This window comes from Streptomyces sp. R818, assembly GCF_056172735.1.
In genome coordinates this window covers 1,276,481-1,294,575 of the sequence record NZ_JAOCNE010000014.1, presented here as the reverse complement: position 1 = coordinate 1,294,575, position 18,095 = coordinate 1,276,481, and the positions used below count along the sequence as shown (strand labels likewise).

Here is an 18,095-nt window from a genome sequence, read left to right as displayed (position 1 = left end):
GACGGAGGGGAACAGAAACAGGGGCCCGGCCGCCAATGCCGGGCCCCTGTGGCGTAAAGGCGCCCGGCTAGGATTTCAGCCATGAACGATGGAATCGCGTGGCTGGACGACGCACTGGGCCGGGAGGGCTACTCCCTCACCATGGTGAAGGGGATCGTCCCCGAGACCCTCGCGGTGTACCTGGGCGCGCAGCCGGGTTCGCTCATCGATGTGGACACCACCCCCGGTGCCCTGGAGTTCTTTCACGGATCCGGCTCGTCGAAGCTTCCGGACTGGGCGATGGTGGGTGAGGCGACGGGCGGCTGGTCGTTCGCCCTGGAGACGCCGGACGCCGGACACCGCGACGACCGGCTGGCCCCTGGCAGAGACCTCAGGGCGCACCACACGGTCGTGGACATCCTCGACACCACTATGGACCCTCCGGCCGTTACGGTGACCGTGGACGGCGAGACCGAGTGGATGCTGCGGGAGAACAGCACCGGAAACGTCGACCACCCGGTGAGCCGGCGTCTGGTCGCGGAGGCCGGTTTCCTTGATTACCCCCACGGCGTCTTCCGGGACGACGCCTCCGAGAGCACGGGAATGGCGGACGTCTATCGGATCCTCGGTGACCACTACGGGCTGTCCCTTCCCCGGGCCGCCGTGACAGGAGCACGTCTGTCCCATGTGTTCACCGAGCCCAGGGTGCTCCTCCATCCGGAGGCGCGCTGCCCTGCCTGCGGCGAAACGCGGATGCTGCCTTATGGCGGCGGGGCGGAGGAGGCCCGGCTGGTCTGCGTCTACTACAAGGTTCGCGACATACCGGGCTATCCGCCGCAGGGGTGCCCGGGCGAGCTCTCCGGCCCCGCGCTTTCCGGTGCGGTGCGCATGGAACCCAACCCGAAGTACGAGAACCTGAGCCTGCCCGGCGCCTCGTGAGTAAGACGGAGCTGCCTGAGGGCTTTGCGGCAAAGGGCGGCGGCCTCGGACTCCGCTGGCGAATTCGCCCCTGAAACGGCGGCCGGTGGGGCCCGCCGGGTTCAGGCATGTGCAAGTCGGCTCGGCGTTCCTTGTGCTCAAGTAGACGCGGTGCGGGTCACCTCGATACTGGCGCGGGTGCCCCAGCGATTGACACGGTGGCAGGTGGCCATCGCGTAGAAGTACAGAGGCCGCAGGACCACGGCCCGCCACAGGGAGGCCAGCGGGGCGAGGGCGAACAGGAGCAGGGCCTGGTGCAGGCGCATGTCGGTGCGGTGGACGGTGAACAGGCGCAGCGCCATCAGGTAGCTCATGGCGATGCCGATGACCGCGCCGGCCAGGACGAGAGTGCCGGTATGGGCGCGGAGGTCCGGGTCAGTGAGGATGACCGCGGGGATGGCGATGCCGAGGACGACATGGACGTACTCCGCGACCGTGGACCAGAAGACGATGCCGGTCAGTGGCATGTAGCGCAGCCACCACAGGTGGCGCACGGTGGTGCCGCGCATCCACCGCATCTGCTGGCGCAGGTAGTGGGACCAGCGTTCGGGAGTGAGGGTGAAGACGAGCGACGAGGGCTGGTGCACGGTGTTTCCGGCCAGGAGCCCGTAGAAGGTGAGCATGGAGTCGTCGTTCATCTGCATCGGCCGGCCGCGGAACGTCTCGTGCTCGTAGGCGCCGGCCGCCTCGCGGACGAGGTGGGCCCGGTAGAAGGCGAGCGTGCCTGAGTTGATCGTGACGCGTCCGAGCACGGACTGTGCGGAGCGCAGCCCGCGCGTGAAGGGCAGGTAGAGCAGGTTGACCATCCGGGTGAGCGCGTTGGCGTCATGGTTGAGCACGACGACCTGACCGGCGACGGAAGTCACCTTCGGGTCCGCGAACGGCTTCAGCCCCTCGGCGATCGCTTCGGGGTCCAGAAGGGAGTCGCTGTCGAGGGTGACGAAGACGTCCGCGTCGTCCGTGGTCAGGACGTGCATCTGCGCATGGCGCTTGCCCCGGTTCGGGGTGCGGTCCCAGGTCACCTCGATGCCGCGGGCTGCGGCCCGCTGGAACAGCTCGGCGCGGACATCGTCGTAGGCCATCGGGGTGCCGTCGTCGTGGACGGAGCCGTCGTCGACCACCCGGATCCGGTCCACGGGGCGGGTCTGCACCAGCAAGGAGTGCAGACAGCCGCGCAACGCCGCGCTGTCCTCGTTGTACACGGGGATCTGCACCGTCACGCGCAGCCGGTCGAGATCGGCCTGTTCGCGCGGCGAGGCGGTGCGGGGCCTCTCCAGCCAGGACAGCGGAACCCACCACAGCAGCAGGAACGACACCAGCCACGGCAGAACCACCTCCTGGCTGCCGCCCGCCATCGCCACGACCGTGCTGTACACGTGTGCCACGCCCCAGGCCAGGAACACCGTCAGCGGAACCGCGCCCAGCACGGTCAGCCCTGCGGAGGAGGCATACCAGGCGCGAGGGAGAGGCGCCACCCCCGGCCACCGTTTTGGGACGGGCTGCGCCGCTGGCGTTCCGGGGGCGGCGCTTGATACCGCCGGATTACGCGGAGAGGCGGGCAAGGTCACTGTTCGACCGGGCCCTTACCGCGCCGGAACGATGTCCTGACCAGGGCCGCCCCCGCCAGGACGGCGATGACGCTGATGACCACGAGCCACACCTGCCCGGTGGCCAGGCCGGTCGCGGCCAACGTGCTTCCAGGACCCACGATCGAGCCGTAGGGCATGACGCCTCCTCAGGATTCGGACCTTATGCGTTTTATATGTTGTTTTCTTCTTTTTGGCTTACTGAATCATTCCTCCGGGGGCCATTCGGGCCGGTCCGGCCAGAGCGAGGCAGAAGCCGCTACTGCCGTCAAAATCTGACAGCGCGCTGCATCCGCGGCTTGCACGTGCTGCCGGCGGGGTCGGGCGGCGGGAAGAGGGAGAGGCGAGCGTCGCTGCGCCACTCGCGCGCCACGGTGATCTGTTGCCAGAGTTCTCGTCCGGCACCTCACCCTGACCGCGGCGGCCCTGAGCGACGATGCGACCGAGCAGGCCGAACCTCCGAGTACGGGCTGAAAATCTGTCCCAGGCACCTCTGAGCAAACGACAGCGCCGCGCCGCCGCTCAGGGAACCGCCTGAAACCTCGTCTCGCGCGTGCGCGGCACAGTCGGCCGGCGCGACGCACGAAGCGACGGCGAAGCGAACCGCTCGCGTCGGTGGACCCCGGTGCCGTACGCGAAACGCCCCGGCCGGTCCGTCGTCACTGCGGCACGATGAACGCGGTGCGGCCGGATCTCGGCAGCATCCGCCGGATCGACTCGAGCCGGGGTCGGAAGGCGACGCGCGAGCAGCGGGCTGGCGGCATGTCACTTGGAGGCGAAATGCACACGCACAGTGGACTCGGCGTTGGTCTCAACTCCACGGAGACAGCTGCCCTTTTGCTGGACAAAATACGTCAGGGCAACAGTTACGCCCGCGGCAAGAAGAGGCGTTTCGGCCGGAGCGCCTCCGTCCTCAAAGTGGCATCTCTGGCACTGTCCGCCGCGTCCACCGTCATCCTGGGTCTGCGGAACCTCGACATGTGGGCCGGTCTGGCTCTGGCCTTCGTTGCTCTGGTGACGTTGCTGGGCGCCGTCGAACCGTTCTTCAATTGGCACGCGCGGTCGGTGCTGATGGAGGAGGCGCAGTATCGCTTTCGTCGCCTCGCCGACGACCTCGAATTCCTCGTGGCCTCCACAGATCCCGACGCTCTCACGTCCGAGCAGCTGCAACAGATCTTCGTCGCCTATCAACAGATCTGGGCCGACCTGAGCCACGCATGGCTACAGCATCGTCAGGGTGCGACCGAGTCGACCAGCGTTCGAAACGCTGCCTAGTTCGATGACTGCCCGGCCGGCCCGCGGTCGTCGGGCGGGGAGAAGGCGCCCGCGTGCCGTTACCGGCCGACGGAGATTTCGCCGACACCATGTTTGCCGGCATCGGCAGAGACCCGCCGAGCGAGGACGGCGGAAGCGCCCCGGTGATGTCAGGGACGTGCCGTCACGGAAGGCTGCTCAGAGTCTTGAAGTTCGGCCAACAGGGCGGTTTGGCCAGCGAGGAGATCGGTGAGGATGCGGCGTGCCGCTCGGAGGAGTTCGGCGACATCGCCGCCGGCCAGGGCGTAGGTGACCGCGGTGCCCTCGCGGGTGGAGACGACGATGCCGGAGCGGCGCAGCACGGCGAGTTGTTGCGAGAGGTTCGACGGTTCGATGTCGATGTCGATGAGCAGATCCCGTACCGACACCGGCCCGTTCTGCAGCAGTTCGAGGACCCGGATACGAACGGGGTGCCCGAGCATGCGGAAGAACTCTGCTTTGACCTGGTAGAGAGGGCGCTGCACGGGATCGCTCACTTCCCTGACTCGGACGAGGCTGCGGATCACGGAGAGGGGCGCGACGGTCTCGCCTTTCGCCGCGCCCGGCGCACCGCCCAATTCTTCACCCGCCGGGTCCGCCGGAGCCGAGAGTTCGACAGATGCAGACATAGAGACTTGAAGAATGCTTCAAGTAGCGGGCAAACGAGAGGGGTGTCGCTCAGACCTCAAGGTGCTCCTCGACGCGCTTGAGGTGATGACGGGCCATGGCTAGGTTCGAGCGGCCCTTGTCGATGACGAGGTAGATGAACAGGCCGTTTCCGGACCTTCCGGTCGCGGGGCGGATGAGGTGGTACTGGGTGCCCAAGGTGATCAGGACGTCCTCGATCTTGTCCTTGAGGCCCAGCGTCTGCATGGTGCGCATCTTGGCGCGGATCACGTCGGTGTTCCCGGCAGCGGCGACGTTCAGATCGAGATCCTTGCCGCCGCCCAGGGTGCCGAGTGCCATACCGCTGTTGTAGTCGACGACTGCGGCTCCGAGCGATCCCTCGACTTCGGTCAGCAGGCTCTTTAGGGACACTTCCACACTGGTCATGGGTTCTCCTCGGGAAGAAAGAGCGAGGGCTGGTTCCAGGCCCCGCAGAGAACCTAGGTGTCGGGTCGCTTCCTGATGGGTCATATGCCGCGAACAGCTGCGGCGCTTCGGTTCCGTGCGGTAAGGCGGTCCAGCGCGCAGTGCGTGACAGCAAGCGCGAGCGCCGCACGACCCCTGGACGAACGGTGGGCGGGTCCGACGCCTGTCCCTCGACTGCGGCGGCGCCACCGCTGCCCCGGCGTGCACCCACCGCCACCATTGACCACACCCCCGCGCAGATGGTCTGTGTCCACCAGCGTGACCAGTCGCGCCAGTTGCACTGGCGTCGTTCCTGACGAAGAGGTCGACGCCGCGCACGCCGCGTTCCTCGTCGAACGGTGCGGGCATCCACACCGTCGTGTTCACCACGGCCCCGCCGTCGCGCACCACGGAGGCCAGCGCGGCCAGTTTCATCGGGTCGACGGACGCGAGGTTGAGCACGACGTCGACCAGCGCCGACAGCTCGGGATCCCTCTGGCCGAACGCCTCGTCGGCACCGGCCGCACGGGCCCGTGCGCTGCTGCGCGGCCCCGCCGTGGCGATCACACAGGCGCCTGCGTGCTCGGCCACCTGCACGGCATAGCCGCCGACCGCGCCGACCGCGCCGTTGATCAGCACGCGCTGCCTGCGGCACGGAGCCGGGAGGCCCCGTGCCGCGTTCGTCACGCCGGGCCGATCACGCGCCGGTCCGTCATGGCAGGGTCCACTTCTGGTTGGGGCCCGTGTGGCAGGTCCACAGGTGGACGGGTGTGCTGTCCGACCAGGTGCCGCCCGAGGCGTCCAGGCACTTGCCGGACTGCGGATTGCGGATCGTGCCGTCGGACTGCGCCGCCCACTTCTGCGCACCGGAGCCGTTGCACGAGTAGAGCTGGATCTTCGTGCCGTCCGCGCTGGCGCCGCCGGACACGTCCAGGCACTTGCCCAGCGCCTTCAGCGTCTGGTCCGCGACGACCGTCCACTGCTGTGCCGAGCTGCTGTTGCAGGTGTAGATCTGGATCTGCGTGCCGTCGGCGGAGGCTCCGCCGCGCACGTCCAGGCACTTGCCGTTGACCCCTTTCACCTCGCCGGTACGCGGTGTCGGCGGCGGCGTACCCGCCTGCTTCAGCCGGATGTTGCGGAACGCCACCTCGTCGCCGGTACCGTGATTCTGCAGCCCGATGTATCCCTGCTGCAGGCTGCGCGCCGGATCCGTGTTGGTGAAGTCGTTGATCTTCCGGCCGTTGAGGAAGATTTCCAGGCGCTCGCCGGTGACCTTGATCTCGTAGGTGTTCCACTCCCCCGGCGGGTTCAGAGCGGCGTCCCGGGCGGCGGTGTCCGCCGACTTGAAGCCGTAGACGGAGCCCGTCGTGCGGTCGGGGGAATCGGTGGCGTCGATCTGGATCTCGTAGCCGTTGTTCACCGCCGACCAGGGGTCGTCGGAGGCCGGGAAGCCCACGTACACGCCGGAGTTGTCGTCACCGGCCAGTTTCCAGTCGAGCTTGAGCGAGTAGTCGCCGGTGAACTCCTCGGCGTCGTACCACAGCATGCCGAGGCCGTCGTACGAGGTGAGCGTGGAGTCCGCCAGGGTGAATCCGCCGGGCCCCGCCTGCTTCCAGCCGGTGGTGGACGCACCGTTGAAGAGCGGCGTGTAACCGGTCTCCGGACGGCAGTCGGCCTTGGTCATCCCCGACGCGTAGCGGATGCCGCCCAACAGGTGACGGGTGAAGGCCGGGTCGGCGTAGGACTCCTCGGTGTGCCCTCCGCCGGTGTAGAAAGCGCGGCCGCCCTGGTAGTCCTTGCACCAGACGATCGGGTGGTCGCCGGACATGGTGCCACCGGAGTAACTCGACTCGTCAAGGGAGGCGAGCACATGGGCCGTGGAGCGGGGATTGGTGCGGTAGTTGTACCACTCATCGGTGCGCTGCCAGCTGCTCGGCAGGTGCGCGGTGGCGGCGTGCGCCCGGTCCTCCACCTTGACGGTGGCGGACTGGATCGCGGGATGCGACTGGAAGAGCGCGCCGGCGAGGCCCTCGTAGAACGACCAGTCGTACTCGGTGTCGGCGGCCGCGTGGATGCCGACGTAACCGCCGCCGCCCTTGATGTAGTTCTCGAAGCCGGTCTGCTGGGCGGCGTTCAGCACGTCGCCCGTGGTGGAGAGGAAGACGACCGCCTTGTACTGGGTGAGGTTGCCGGAGAAGGCCGCCGCGTCCTCGGTGGCGTCCACCGTGAAGTTGTTCGCCGAGCCGAGGGTGCGCAGGGCGGCGATGCCCTCGTCGATCGAGGAGTGGCGGAAGCCCGCCGTCTTGGAGAAGACGAGGATCTTGTACGCGGGGTCGGCCGCCGGCCGCACCCCGGACGGGGCCGGGGCTGAGGTCCCCGGCGCGGACTGCGCCACGGCCTGCGGGGACAGGAGCAGCGCGGCACCGACGCACAAACCCAGGACCGCTTTCAGTGTCGTACGCATGTGCTTGTCACCTCCGATCATCACGGCAGGGTCCACTTCTGGTTGACGCCGGCGTGGCAGGTCCACAGGTGGACCGGTGTGCTGTCCGGCCAGGTGCCGCCCGAGGCGTCCAGGCACTTGCCGGACTGCGGGTTGCGGACCGTGCCGTCGGACTGCGCCGCCCACTTCTGCGCACCGGAGCCGTTGCACGAGTAGAGCTGGATCTTCGTACCGTCCGCGCTGGCGCCGCCGGACACGTCCAGACACTTGCCCAGCGCCTTCAGCGTCTGGTCGGTGCCCACGGCCCACTGCTGCGCCGCCGTGCCGTTGCAGGTGTAGATCTGCACCTGGGTACCGTCCGCGGATGCCCCGCCCCGGACGTCGAGGCACTTGCCGTCGACCCCCTTGATCTGTCCCGTACGGGAGGAGGCGGAGGTCGCGAAGGAGAACTCGTCCACGTCGAAGAGGGATCCACTGCCGCCCTTGAAGACGAGGTAGAGCGAGGTCGAGGCGGCCGGCTGGTTGCTGAGCGGGGCCGTCACGTCCTGGAAGGTCTCCCAGCCGCCGGTCACCGGCACGGTCGCGCTCCCCAGGAGGGTGCCTGTGCTGGAGCCGGCGCGCACCTCGATGGTGCCGCCCGCGCCTGCCGAGGAGACCCGGGCGGTGAAGGAGGTGGCGTTCGCGAGTGTGTACGGGGTGAAGGAGATCCAGTCGCCGTTCTCGATGTTGCCGACCGTCTTGCCGCCGTGGGCCGGCGCGTGGCTGACCACACTGGCGCCCGCGGTGGCGCCGTAGTGCTCGGCCTGGCGGTGGCTGGGCTGGACGATGGCCTGGGCGTGCGAGGTCAGCGCGGGCTGGCCGTTCGCGCCCTTGTCGGTGTACTCGGCGTCGATGACGCCGAAGATGTTGGCGTTGGGGTCGTGTTCGCCGTCCGCGAGGGTCTGCAGGGTGCCCGTGCAGCCGGTCGTGGAGGTCTGCGGGTGGCCGTGGCTGTCGTGGCCGATGATGAACGTGACCTTGACTTTGGAGCAGTCGACGGTGCCGTCCTCGGGGTCGGTCACGGTGACCTTGAACGGGATCGCGGCGCCGAAGTCGTGGATGCTGCCGTTGAGCGGCAGGTCGACCTTCAGCGTCGGGGCCGTGTTGCCGACCGTGATCAGTACCGAGGCGGTCGCCGACTTGCCGGTCGGGTCGGTGACCTTGAGCGTCGCCGTGTACTGCCCGTTGGCGGTGTAGGTGTGCGAGGGGTTCGCCGCGGTGGAGGTGGAGCCGTCGCCGAAGGTCCAGGAGTAGCTGAGCGCACCGCCTTCGGGGTCGGAACTGCCCGCGGAGGAGAAGGAGACGGCGAGCGGTGTCTTGCCGGAGGTGACGTTGGCCTTGGCGGCGGCGATCGGGGCGAAGCCGTTCGTCGCGTACTCGATGCGGTAGAGGGCGGAGTTCTCGTCGCCGTTGAAGTAGCCGGTGCCGTAGTCCAGGACGTAGAGCGCGCCGTCCGGGCCGAAGGCCATGTCCATCACCTGGGTGCCGGTCCAGGGGAAGGCGTTGATGGACTGCACGGTGCCGTTGCCGTCCTGCTCGATCCGCTTGATCCACTTGCGACCGAACTCGCCCGCGAAGAAGTCGCCGTCGTACTCCTGCGGGAACTTCACGTCCGAGGTGGAGGAGGCGTTGTAGCGGTAGACCGGGCCGCCCATCGGGGACTCGGAGCCGCTGCCGAACTCGGGTACGGAGCCGCCGTCGTACGGGATCCAGGCGGCGCGGGCGGATGGCAGGTCGGTCAGGCCGGTGTTGCGCGGCGAGGTGTTCTTCGGCGCCGCACAGGAGAAGCCCGAGCCGGGGGTGCTGGTGGCGAAGTCGTAGTCCACGTAGGCGTTGTTGTTGCCGGTGCAGTACGGCCAGCCGTAGTTGCCCGCCGATGTGATCCGGTTGAACTCCACCTGGCCCGCGGGCCCGCGGGTGGCACTGGCGGTCCCGGCGTCGGGGCCGTAGTCGCCGAGGTAGACGATTCCGGTGGGCTTGTCGACGGTCATCCGGAAGGGGTTGCGGAAGCCCATCGCGTAGATCTCGGGCCGGGTCCTTGCGGTCCCGGGCGCGAACAGGTTGCCGCTGGGTATGGAGTACGAGCCGTCGGCGTTCACCTTGATGCGCAGCACCTTGCCGCGCAGGTCGTTGGTGTTCCCGGCGGAGCGCTGGGCGTCGTAGGCCGGATTGCGGGAGGAGCGCTCGTCGATCGGCGTGTAGCCGTCGGAGGCGAAGGGGTTGGAGTCGTCGCCGGTGGACAGATAGAGGTTGCCCGCCGCGTCGAAGTCGATGTCACCGCCGACGTGGCAGCAGATGCCGCGCGAGGCGGGCACGTCGAGGATCTTCTTCTCGCTGGCCAGGTCGAGGCTGTTGTCCGCCTTCAGCACGAAGCGGGAGAGCCGGTTGACCCCGTCGAAGGGGGTGAACTGGGCCGCCGTGCCGTCCGAGGGCGCGTCTCCGCCGGGCGTGCTGAGCACCGGCGCGTAGTAGAGGTAGACGAAGCGGTTGGAGCTGAAGCCGGGGTCCACCCCGACGCCCTGCAGGCCCTCCTCGTCGTGGCTGTAGACGCTGAGCTTCCCGGCGACGGCCGTGGTGCCCGCCGCGTCGGTACGCCGCAGGGTGCCGTCCCGGGAGGTGTGCAGGACCGAGCGGTCCGGGAGCACCGCGAGGGTCATCGGCTCGCCGGTCTCGGCGACCCCCTTCGCGAGAGTGACCTGCTGGAACGCCTCTGCCGCCACCGCCTGCGGCGCCTCTGCGGCGATCGCGGCCGGGGTCAGCCCGCCTGCCGCGAGCAGGGCCGGGACGGCCAGCGCGAGCAGGCGGCGGAGTCTGGAATGCCGTGGTGCTCTGGTGGGTCTGGGCGTGCGTGTGCGCACGAGTGCCTCCCGTTGGGGGGTGGGTTCCGTTTGGGGGATCGGTTCCTGAACCAAGTCGGGCTGGGAGAGCTCGGCGCGCGCCGTCGCGCCGTGGAGCACCGGCCTACGCGATGTATGACCGGTTCATTTCAAGGAAGTTAGCGGCGTTGGTCCGATCCCGGAAGCCCTTTGACGCGCGCGACCCTCTTCTTTGCCCGCTGCCAGGACAAAGGCTGGAAACGGACAGAAGGGCATCAGGCCAGCGCCGCCGCCGCGTCCGGGTAGAGGTCGATGACCGTGTCGGCACCGACGAGCCGCAGCACGCGCAGCACGCGGCCCTGCGCGCCGGCCAGGCGGATCCAGCCGCCCTGCTCGATGGCGTGGCGGCGCGCGAGGAAGAGGGTGCTCACGCCGGTGGAGTCCAGGAACGTCACCTGGCTGAGGTCGACGACCAGGTGCGGGGTGTTGCCGGTCGCGGCCTCCAGAAGAGTGTTGCGCAAGGACTGGCCGTTGTAGTGGTCGACGTCCCCACTCACCGTGATGAGGAGTACCTCCCCATGCCGGGTCGTGGTGAGCGTCGGTCCCGTCCCGGCTCCGTCGTTGGTCTGCGGCACGGTGTCCTCGGGCTGGCAACATTTCGGGCAGGCCGCGGTGACGGTACGGTCTGCTGGGCACAGGCCCACACGAACCAGTGTCCTGCGCGGATGTCGACCCGGACAGGGCGGCCGCGACGGAAAGGTCTACGTCATAGAGCGGGCCAGGACACCATCGCTCGTCGACGCTTCCTACGCACACCCCGCACAGGGCCTGGACCGGCTGCAAGAAGGCCGCGGGTCGGTACCGACCGCGGGGGAAGGCGCCGACACCTTTGGCGAGGGCCCGGGCACTGACCGCACACGTATCACCGCCTACCGCCCACACGTCACCGCCCACCGACCACCGCCCACATGTCACCGCACAACGCGCACATGTCGCCGCACACTCATCACCCCCGTCGAGCACGAGCCGCCGAGGGGGCGGTACGGGTATCAGCGAAGGGGTCTCAGCGACGGCCCGGGCAGACCTTGGGCCTGGTGCGCACGGCGCCGCTCAGAGACGCCGCGCACGCGGATCACGACGACTCGCGTACCACCAGCTCCGTATCGAGCACGAGGCGCGTGCGCGACAGGCCAGGATTACCGATCTCGCGCAGGAGCGTGCGCGCGATCGTACGGCCGATCTCCTCGGTCGGCTGGCGGACCGTGGTGAGCGGTGGGTTGGTGTGGCGGGCGAGGTAGGAGTCCTCGAATCCGACGACCGCGACGTCCTCCGGTACCCGGCGCCCCTGTGCGCGCAGTTCGAGCAGGATGCCCGCGGCCATCAGGTCGGAGGCGGCGAACACCGCGTCGAGGTCGGGGGCGCGTTCAAGTAGCGAACGCATGGCCGCACGGCCCCCTTCCTCGGTGAAGTCCCCGACGCCGACGAGGTGTTCGGAGTCCGGAACACCGGCCTCGACGAGTGCTTCCCGGCAGCCGAGCAGGCGGCTGCGGCCGACCTCCATGTCCTGCGGCCCCGCGACGGTCGCGATGCGGCGCCGCCCGCGCTCCAGGAGGTGGCGTACGGCGGTCGCGGCCCCGCCGCGGTTGTCGGCGCAGACGTAGCTGAGCGGATCGTCCTCGCGGCGGCGGCCCGCGAGGACGGTCGGCAGGCCGGCGGACTCCAGCAGGCCCGGCAGCACGTCGTCCTCGTGGATGGAGACCAGCAGGACGCCGTCGACGCGCCGTTCGGCGACGGACCGGCCGAGCTCGTCGCGTTCGCCCTGGTCACGGACGAGCATGAGCTGCAGTTGGGTGCGGGTGTCGGCGAGCGCGGCGCTCACCCCGCGGATCACCGCCGAGAAGTAGGGCTCCGAGCCGAGCCGGCTCTCCGACTCGGGGATGACCAGGGCGACGGCGTTGGTGCGGCTGGTGACCAGACCGCGGGCGACCGAGTTGGGGACGTAGCCCAGCTCCGCGATGGCGTTGAGCACGGCCTCCCGCGCCTTCGCGCTGACCAGCTCCGATCCGTTCACCACGCGGGAGACGGTGGTGCGGCCGACGCCGGCCCGCGCCGCCACTGTCTTGATGGTCGGCCGGGCGGCGGGCGCTTTACCCGTATCGCCATCCTGGTGTGCGCCCTGCCGTCGGCCGTCGCCGCGCGGCTCACGGCTTCCCGCCCGTTGGTCCAGGTTCCCGCCCCCTTCCCTACTCGGTGCTTCTCGTGTGCTGTCGCCGCTCATCGTCCCGGATCCTTCCCTTCGCCCCCCAGGGCCGTCCCGTCCAGGGCTCGACCCTTCCGGCCTGCGCATTCTGCCAGTCGCTCGGTCGGCTCCCCTTCCGCGTGTGCTCTCCGCGCGCCTCCCGCGCGCTCTCCGTGCGCTCTCCGTGCGAGGCCTTCGAAAAGTTTCGGATTCGTCGATCCATGAAACGACCTGGATTCGACTTCTTGACACGGGAGTTGTGGGGCCTACAGTCTTCCCTCATCTAGTGGGCACGTTCCCACCAACTCTTCAGCAGGTCCACCAGAGACCGTGAACCCTGTTCGCGCGCCTCCGCAACACCCGCTGCGAGCTGGGGACTTGGCCAAAGTTTCGTCGCGGGTGGCCGGGTGTCGGGCCGACTCGCGTCACGGGTGCGTCGGCGCCGTCTCTGGAGGGACGTTCATGCTCAAGGTCGAGCGAAAATTGCGTACAAGAGTGACAGCCATGCTGGCCTGTACGGCGGCGGCAGCCCTGCTCGCCGGCTGCGGCGGGGAGGGCTCGAGCGGTACCGGCGGAGGCGTCAAGGACGGCAAGGTCACCATCACCATGGGCCTGTACGGCGTGATGGGCTTCAAGGAGACCGGGCTGATCGAGAAGTACGAGAAGGAGAACCCGGACGTCACCGTCAAGGTCGAGGCGGCCGGTGACGAGCAGACGTACTACACCGCCCTGCAGACCCACCTCGCCAGCGGCTCCGGGCTCAAGGACGTCCAGGGCATCGAGATCGGCCGCGCGAAGGAGATAACCGAGACGCAGGCCGACAAGTTCGCCGACTTCAAGGGCGTCCCGGGCACCGACCACTTCCAGCCCTGGAAGCAGGCCCAGATCACCACGAAGGACGGCAAGGTCCTGGGCCTCGGCACGGACATCGGCCCGATGGCGGTCTGCTACCGCAAGGACCTGTTCGAGAAGGCCGGGCTGCCCACCGACCGCGAGGAGGTCGGCAAGCTGTGGGCGGGTGACTGGACCAAGTACGTCGAGACCGGCGAGAAGTTCGCCAAGGGCAACAAGGACAAGAAGGTCTCGTTCCTGGACTCGGCCTCCGGCCTGTTCAACGCCATGGTCTACGGCAACTCCGAGCAGTACTACGACAAGTCGGGCAAGCTGATCTACCAGACCAACCCGGCCGTCAAGGAGGCCTGGAACCTGGCGTCCGAGACCGCCGAGAAGCACCTGACCGCCAAGCTGCCGCAGTTCCAGCCGGGCTGGGACCCGGGCCTCGCCAACGGCACCTTCGCCTCCACGGTCTGCCCGGCCTGGATGCTCGCGCACATCAGTGACAAGGCCGGTGACGCCAACAAGGGCAAGTGGGACGTCGCGAAGGCCCCCAAGGGCGCCAACTGGGGCGGGTCCTTCCTCGGGGTCACCGAGAAGAGCCCGGTGAAGGACGAGGCCAAGAAGCTCGTGGCATGGCTGACCGCCCCCGAGCAGCAGGCCTACCTCTTCGAGAAGCTGGGCAATTTCCCGTCCTCCAAGACCGCGCTCGACGACCCGAAGGTGAAGCAGGCCAAGGCGGAGTACTTCGCGGGTTCCCCGACGGGCCAAATCTTCGGGGCGGCGGCCAACGAGATCCCGGCCGAGCAGGTGCTCGGCCGCAAGGACGGCACCATCAAGGACGCCTTCTCGCAGGGTCTGCAGCTGGTCGAGAACGGCACGGCTCCGGACAAGGCGTGGAAGACCACCGACGAGCGCATCAAGAAGGCCGTCAACTAGCCGCGTACGGCAGAGGGCGAGTGCGGGCCGGGTCCCGCCCCCTTGCCCCCGTACGGCAGAGGGCGGGTGCGGGCTGCTTCCCACCGCCCACACACGTACGGCTCCGGACGGGCGCGGGCTGAGCCCCGCCACCCACCCACGCACGACACCGGGCAGGGGCGGGCCAAGCCTCGCCACCCACCCACGCACGACACCGGACGGGTGCAGGAGAGTCCCGCTCCCGCCCGGTCGCGGCACCGGGCGGGAGCGGGCCACCCCCCGCCAACCCGCCCACCCACGCACGGCACCGGGCGGTGCGGGCGAAGGCCCGCCGCCCGCACCGCCCGCCCCGCTCATCCCGCACGCCCGACGGAAGGACCCCCGGTGGCCGCCTCCACCACGCTCGGCTCGTCGGCCGAGCCGCCCCCGACGCCCGGCTCGCCGTTGAGGCCCGACGGTCTCGGCAAGGCCCGCTCGAAGGTTCCACTGCTGCACCGCCTCGACGTGAAGGGCGCACCGTACGCGTTCATCGCGCCGTTCTTCGTCATCTTCGCGGCGTTCAGCTTCTACCCGCTGATCTACACCGCCTGGATCTCCCTGCACCAGGTCGAACTGTCCACGTTCGACGTCATGCACTGGGAGGGCCTCGGCAACTACACGGCGCTCCTCGGCGACGAGCGGTTCTGGAACGCGGTCCGCAACACCATCACCATCGGTGTGATCTCCACGGTTCCACAGCTGCTCATGGCGCTCGGCCTGGCGCACCTGCTCAACTACCGGATGCGCGGGTCGACCTTCTTCCGGGTCGCCGCCATCACCCCGTACGCCACGTCGGTCGGCGCCGCGGCGCTCGTCTTCACGATGCTGTTCGAGCGCGACTTCGGCATGATCAACTGGGCGCTCGGCATCGTGGGCCTCGACCCGGTCGACTGGGAGAACTCCACCGGCGCCTCCCAGACCGCGATCTCCGCCATCGTGATCTGGCGCTGGACCGGCTACAACGCCCTGCTCTACCTGGCCGCCATGCAGGCCGTGCCGCTGGAGCGGTACGAGGCCGCCGCCATCGACGGGGCTAGCCGCTGGCAGCAGTTCCGCACCGTCACGGTCCCCGGCATCAAGGCGACGATCGTCTTCACCATCGTCCTGTCGACGATCGGCGCCACGCAGCTCTTCGGTGAACCGCTGATCTTCGGCCAGGGCCCCAACGGCGTCACCGGCGGCATCGACAACCAGTACCAGACGCTAGGCCTGCTGCTCTACGAAGAAGGCTGGAAGAACTACCAGATGGGCCGGGCGGCCACCGTGGCCTGGGCGATGTTCCTGATGCTCGTCCTCGTCTTCGTCCTGCAGCGTGTCATCACGCGCCTGCGCAACCGCAAGCACTGACCGGGGAGTTACGCCATGACCACCGACACCGCTCCGGTCCGCGCCGGCACGCGGGGGCGCACCAAGGTCCAGGGCTTCGCCCCGGCCCGCCCCAGGCGGCTGCGGCAGGGCGCAGGGCGCCAGCACCACGCGGGGCCGCTCGCCTACATCCTGCTCGGCTTCACCGCCCTTGTCTCGATCTTCCCGCTCTACTGGACGCTGGTCGCGGCGTCCACGGACAGCAACCGGATCTCGCAGTCCCCGCCGCCGTTCCTGCCGGGGCCGAACCTGTTCAAGAACCTCTCGCGGGCCTGGACCGAGGCCGCGATGGGCAAGGCGATGATGAACTCGCTCATCGTCGCCGGCACCATCGCGCTGTCCACCGTGCTGTTCGCGACCCTGGCCGGTTTCGCCTTCGCCAAGCTCCGCTTCAAGGGCCGCAACGCCCTCCTGATGATCGTCATCGGCACGATGATGGTGCCGCCGCAGCTCGGCGTGGTCCCGCTGTTCATGATGATGAGTGATCTCGGCTGGGGCCAGCAGCTGCCGTCGGTCATCTTCCCGACGCTGGTCAGCGCGGTCGGCGTGTTCTTCATGCGGCAGTACTTCGCCGAGGCGCTGCCCGACGAGCTGGTGGAGGCGGGCCGCGTCGACGGCGCGCACTCGCTGCGCATCTTCTGGTCCATCGTGATGCCGATCGCGCGTGCGCCCATGGCCGTCATCTTCATGATCACGTTCGTCCACGCCTGGAACGACTTCTTCTGGCCGTTCATCGCCCTGGACATGACCAATCCGACGGTGCCGGTCGCGCTCACCCAGCTGAGCGCCGGTTACGTGCGCGACCAGTCCCTGATCATGGCGGGGGCCCTGCTCGGCACCCTGCCGCTGCTCGCCATGTTCGTGGTCTTCGGCCGCCAGATCGTCGGCGGCATCATGCAGGGCGCCGTCAAGGGCTGACCCCGCCGCCCGGCATCAACTCCCCTTCTCGCACCGCCAGTTCTCCTGAGGAGCCCCTATGTCATCCGCGCTCACGTTCCCCGCCGACTTCCTGTGGGGCACGGCGACCGCCTCGTACCAGATCGAGGGCGCCGCTCGGGAGGACGGCCGCACCCCGTCCATCTGGGACACCTACGCACACACCCCCGGCAAGGTCCTCAACGGCGACACCGGCGACATCGCCTGCGACCACTACCACCGCTGGGCCGAGGACGTCGACATCATGGCCGGCCTGGGCGTCAAGGCGTACCGCTTCTCGCTCGCCTGGCCCCGCATCCAGCCGACCGGCCGCGGCCCGGCCCTGCAGAAGGGCCTCGACTTCTACCGGCGCCTGGCCGACGCTTTGCGCGAGAAGGGCATCAAGCCGGTCGCCACGCTCTACCACTGGGACCTCCCCCAGGAGCTGGAGGATCTGGGCGGCTGGCCCGCCCGCGAGACCGCCCAGCGGTTCGCCGACTACGCGGCCCTCGCCGCCGAGGGCCTGCGCGACCACATCGACACCTGGACCACCCTCAACGAGCCCTGGTGCAGCGCCTTCCTCGGCTACGCGTCCGGCGTGCACGCGCCGGGCCGCACCGAGCCGGTCGCCGCCCTGCGCGCCGCCCACCACCTCAACCTCGGCCACGGCCTCGCCGTCCAGGCGCTCCGTTCGGGGCTGCGCTCGTCCGCCGAGGTGTCGGTGACACTCAACGTGCACCACGTGCGCCCGCTCACCGACGCGCCCGGGGACGCGGACGCCGTCCGCCGCATCGACGCGCTGGCCAACCGGGTCTTCACCGGCCCGATGCTGCGCGGCGAGTACCCTGAGGACCTGCTGAAGGACACGGCGCCGCTCACCGACTGGTCCTTCGTCGAAGACGGCGACCTGCCCGAGATCCACCAGCCGCTGGACTTCCTCGGCGTCAACTACTACTCGCCGACCCTGGTCTCCGAGGGCGACCCGGCCCACGGCAACGACGGCCACGGCGCCAGCACCCACAGCCCTTGGGTGGGCGCGGACCGCGTCGCGTTCCACCCCACGCCCGGCGACCGGACCGCGATGGGCTGGACCATCGACGCCTCGGGCCTGGAGGAACTGCTGCTCCGCCTCGACCGCGACCACCCCGGCCTGCCGCTGATGATCACCGAGAACGGCGCCGCCTTCCACGACTACGCCAACCCCGAGGGCGACGTCGAGGACCCGCAGCGCATCGCCTACGTCCGCGACCACCTGGCCGCCGTGCACCGGGCCGTCTCCGCGGGCGCGGACGTCCGCGGCTACTTCCTGTGGTCGCTCCTGGACAACTTCGAGTGGGGCTACGGGTACAGCAAGCGGTTCGGCATGGTCCACGTCGACTACCCGACCGGCACCCGGACCCCGAAGGCCAGCGCCCACTGGTACGCGAGGGTGGCCGCGACGGGAACGCTGCCGCTGTGATCACCTGCCCCTGACCCCGTCCCTTCGCGCCCCGCGGCGGCATCTCCGCCTCCCCGCCGATGCCGCCGCGGCGCCCGGGGCCGTCCGTTGCGGTCAACTTGCAGCCGGCCGCTCGACGACG

At 69.2% G+C, this 18,095-nt stretch carries 14 protein-coding genes; 6 read left to right on the top strand and 8 right to left on the bottom strand.

Translation table 11 applies throughout. From position 1 onward, the window contains the following. Positions 1 to 81 precede the first annotated feature (81 nt). A complete protein-coding gene (locus N5I75_RS37785) occupies positions 82 to 918 on the top strand; it encodes a hypothetical protein (protein ID WP_476684743.1) in 837 nt (278 codons plus the stop codon). 137 nt (positions 919 to 1,055) lie between these two features. Here N5I75_RS37785 and N5I75_RS37780 read toward each other — a convergent pair whose 3' ends face one another. Then, complete coding sequence (locus N5I75_RS37780) at positions 1,056 to 2,432, bottom strand: glycosyltransferase family 2 protein (protein WP_476684742.1); 1,377 nt, start codon at positions 2,430 to 2,432, stop codon at positions 1,056 to 1,058. A gap of 89 nt (positions 2,433 to 2,521) precedes the next feature. Beyond that, positions 2,522 to 2,683, bottom strand: a complete 162-nt coding sequence (locus N5I75_RS37775) for an LPXTG cell wall anchor domain-containing protein (RefSeq protein WP_476684740.1) — start codon at positions 2,681 to 2,683, stop codon at positions 2,522 to 2,524. Positions 2,684 to 3,215: 532 nt separating this feature from the next. Here N5I75_RS37775 and N5I75_RS37770 point away from each other — a divergent pair. Next, positions 3,216 to 3,818 (top strand): SLATT domain-containing protein, encoded by a 603-nt coding sequence (locus N5I75_RS37770; protein WP_476684739.1) that lies wholly within the window; start codon positions 3,216 to 3,218, stop codon positions 3,816 to 3,818. 149 nt (positions 3,819 to 3,967) lie between these two features. Here the strand turns inward: N5I75_RS37770 and N5I75_RS37765 are convergent, their stop codons facing one another. From N5I75_RS37765 to N5I75_RS37740, 6 genes are all read right to left on the bottom strand, one after another. Continuing rightward, positions 3,968 to 4,321, bottom strand: coding sequence for an ArsR/SmtB family transcription factor (locus N5I75_RS37765; RefSeq protein WP_476684944.1), 354 nt, complete (start codon positions 4,319 to 4,321; stop codon positions 3,968 to 3,970). Between the two features lie 193 nt (positions 4,322 to 4,514). Then, complete coding sequence (locus tag N5I75_RS37760; RefSeq protein ID WP_476684942.1) at positions 4,515 to 4,889, bottom strand: hypothetical protein; 375 nt, start codon at positions 4,887 to 4,889, stop codon at positions 4,515 to 4,517. Between the two features lie 730 nt (positions 4,890 to 5,619). Beyond that, entirely contained in the window at positions 5,620 to 7,371 is a 1,752-nt protein-coding gene (locus N5I75_RS37755; protein WP_476684737.1) for a ThuA domain-containing protein, read from the bottom strand. 20 nt (positions 7,372 to 7,391) lie between these two features. Further along, complete coding sequence (locus N5I75_RS37750) at positions 7,392 to 10,247, bottom strand: PQQ-dependent sugar dehydrogenase (RefSeq protein WP_476684736.1); 2,856 nt, start codon at positions 10,245 to 10,247, stop codon at positions 7,392 to 7,394. 233 nt (positions 10,248 to 10,480) lie between these two features. After that, positions 10,481 to 10,840 carry an STAS domain-containing protein gene (locus tag N5I75_RS37745; RefSeq protein WP_476684735.1) on the bottom strand — a complete coding sequence of 120 codons (360 nt, stop codon included), beginning with the start codon at positions 10,838 to 10,840 and terminating at the stop codon, positions 10,481 to 10,483. 497 nt (positions 10,841 to 11,337) lie between these two features. Further along, positions 11,338 to 12,330 carry a LacI family DNA-binding transcriptional regulator gene (locus tag N5I75_RS37740; protein ID WP_476684940.1) on the bottom strand — a complete coding sequence of 331 codons (993 nt, stop codon included), beginning with the start codon at positions 12,328 to 12,330 and terminating at the stop codon, positions 11,338 to 11,340. Between the two features lie 618 nt (positions 12,331 to 12,948). On the opposite strand from N5I75_RS37740, the gene N5I75_RS37735 reads away from it, so the two are divergent. From N5I75_RS37735 to N5I75_RS37720, 4 genes are all read left to right on the top strand, one after another. Continuing rightward, positions 12,949 to 14,217, top strand: coding sequence for an ABC transporter substrate-binding protein (locus N5I75_RS37735; RefSeq protein ID WP_476684734.1), 1,269 nt, complete (start codon positions 12,949 to 12,951; stop codon positions 14,215 to 14,217). A 363-nt stretch (positions 14,218 to 14,580) separates the two neighbouring features. After that, positions 14,581 to 15,582 carry a carbohydrate ABC transporter permease gene (locus N5I75_RS37730; RefSeq protein ID WP_476684733.1) on the top strand — a complete coding sequence of 334 codons (1,002 nt, stop codon included), beginning with the start codon at positions 14,581 to 14,583 and terminating at the stop codon, positions 15,580 to 15,582. Positions 15,583 to 15,597: 15 nt separating this feature from the next. Further along, positions 15,598 to 16,518, top strand: coding sequence for a carbohydrate ABC transporter permease (locus tag N5I75_RS37725; protein ID WP_476684732.1), 921 nt, complete (start codon positions 15,598 to 15,600; stop codon positions 16,516 to 16,518). Positions 16,519 to 16,576: 58 nt separating this feature from the next. After that, positions 16,577 to 17,974 (top strand): GH1 family beta-glucosidase, encoded by a 1,398-nt coding sequence (locus N5I75_RS37720; RefSeq protein ID WP_476684731.1) that lies wholly within the window; start codon positions 16,577 to 16,579, stop codon positions 17,972 to 17,974. Positions 17,975 to 18,095 lie beyond the last annotated feature (121 nt).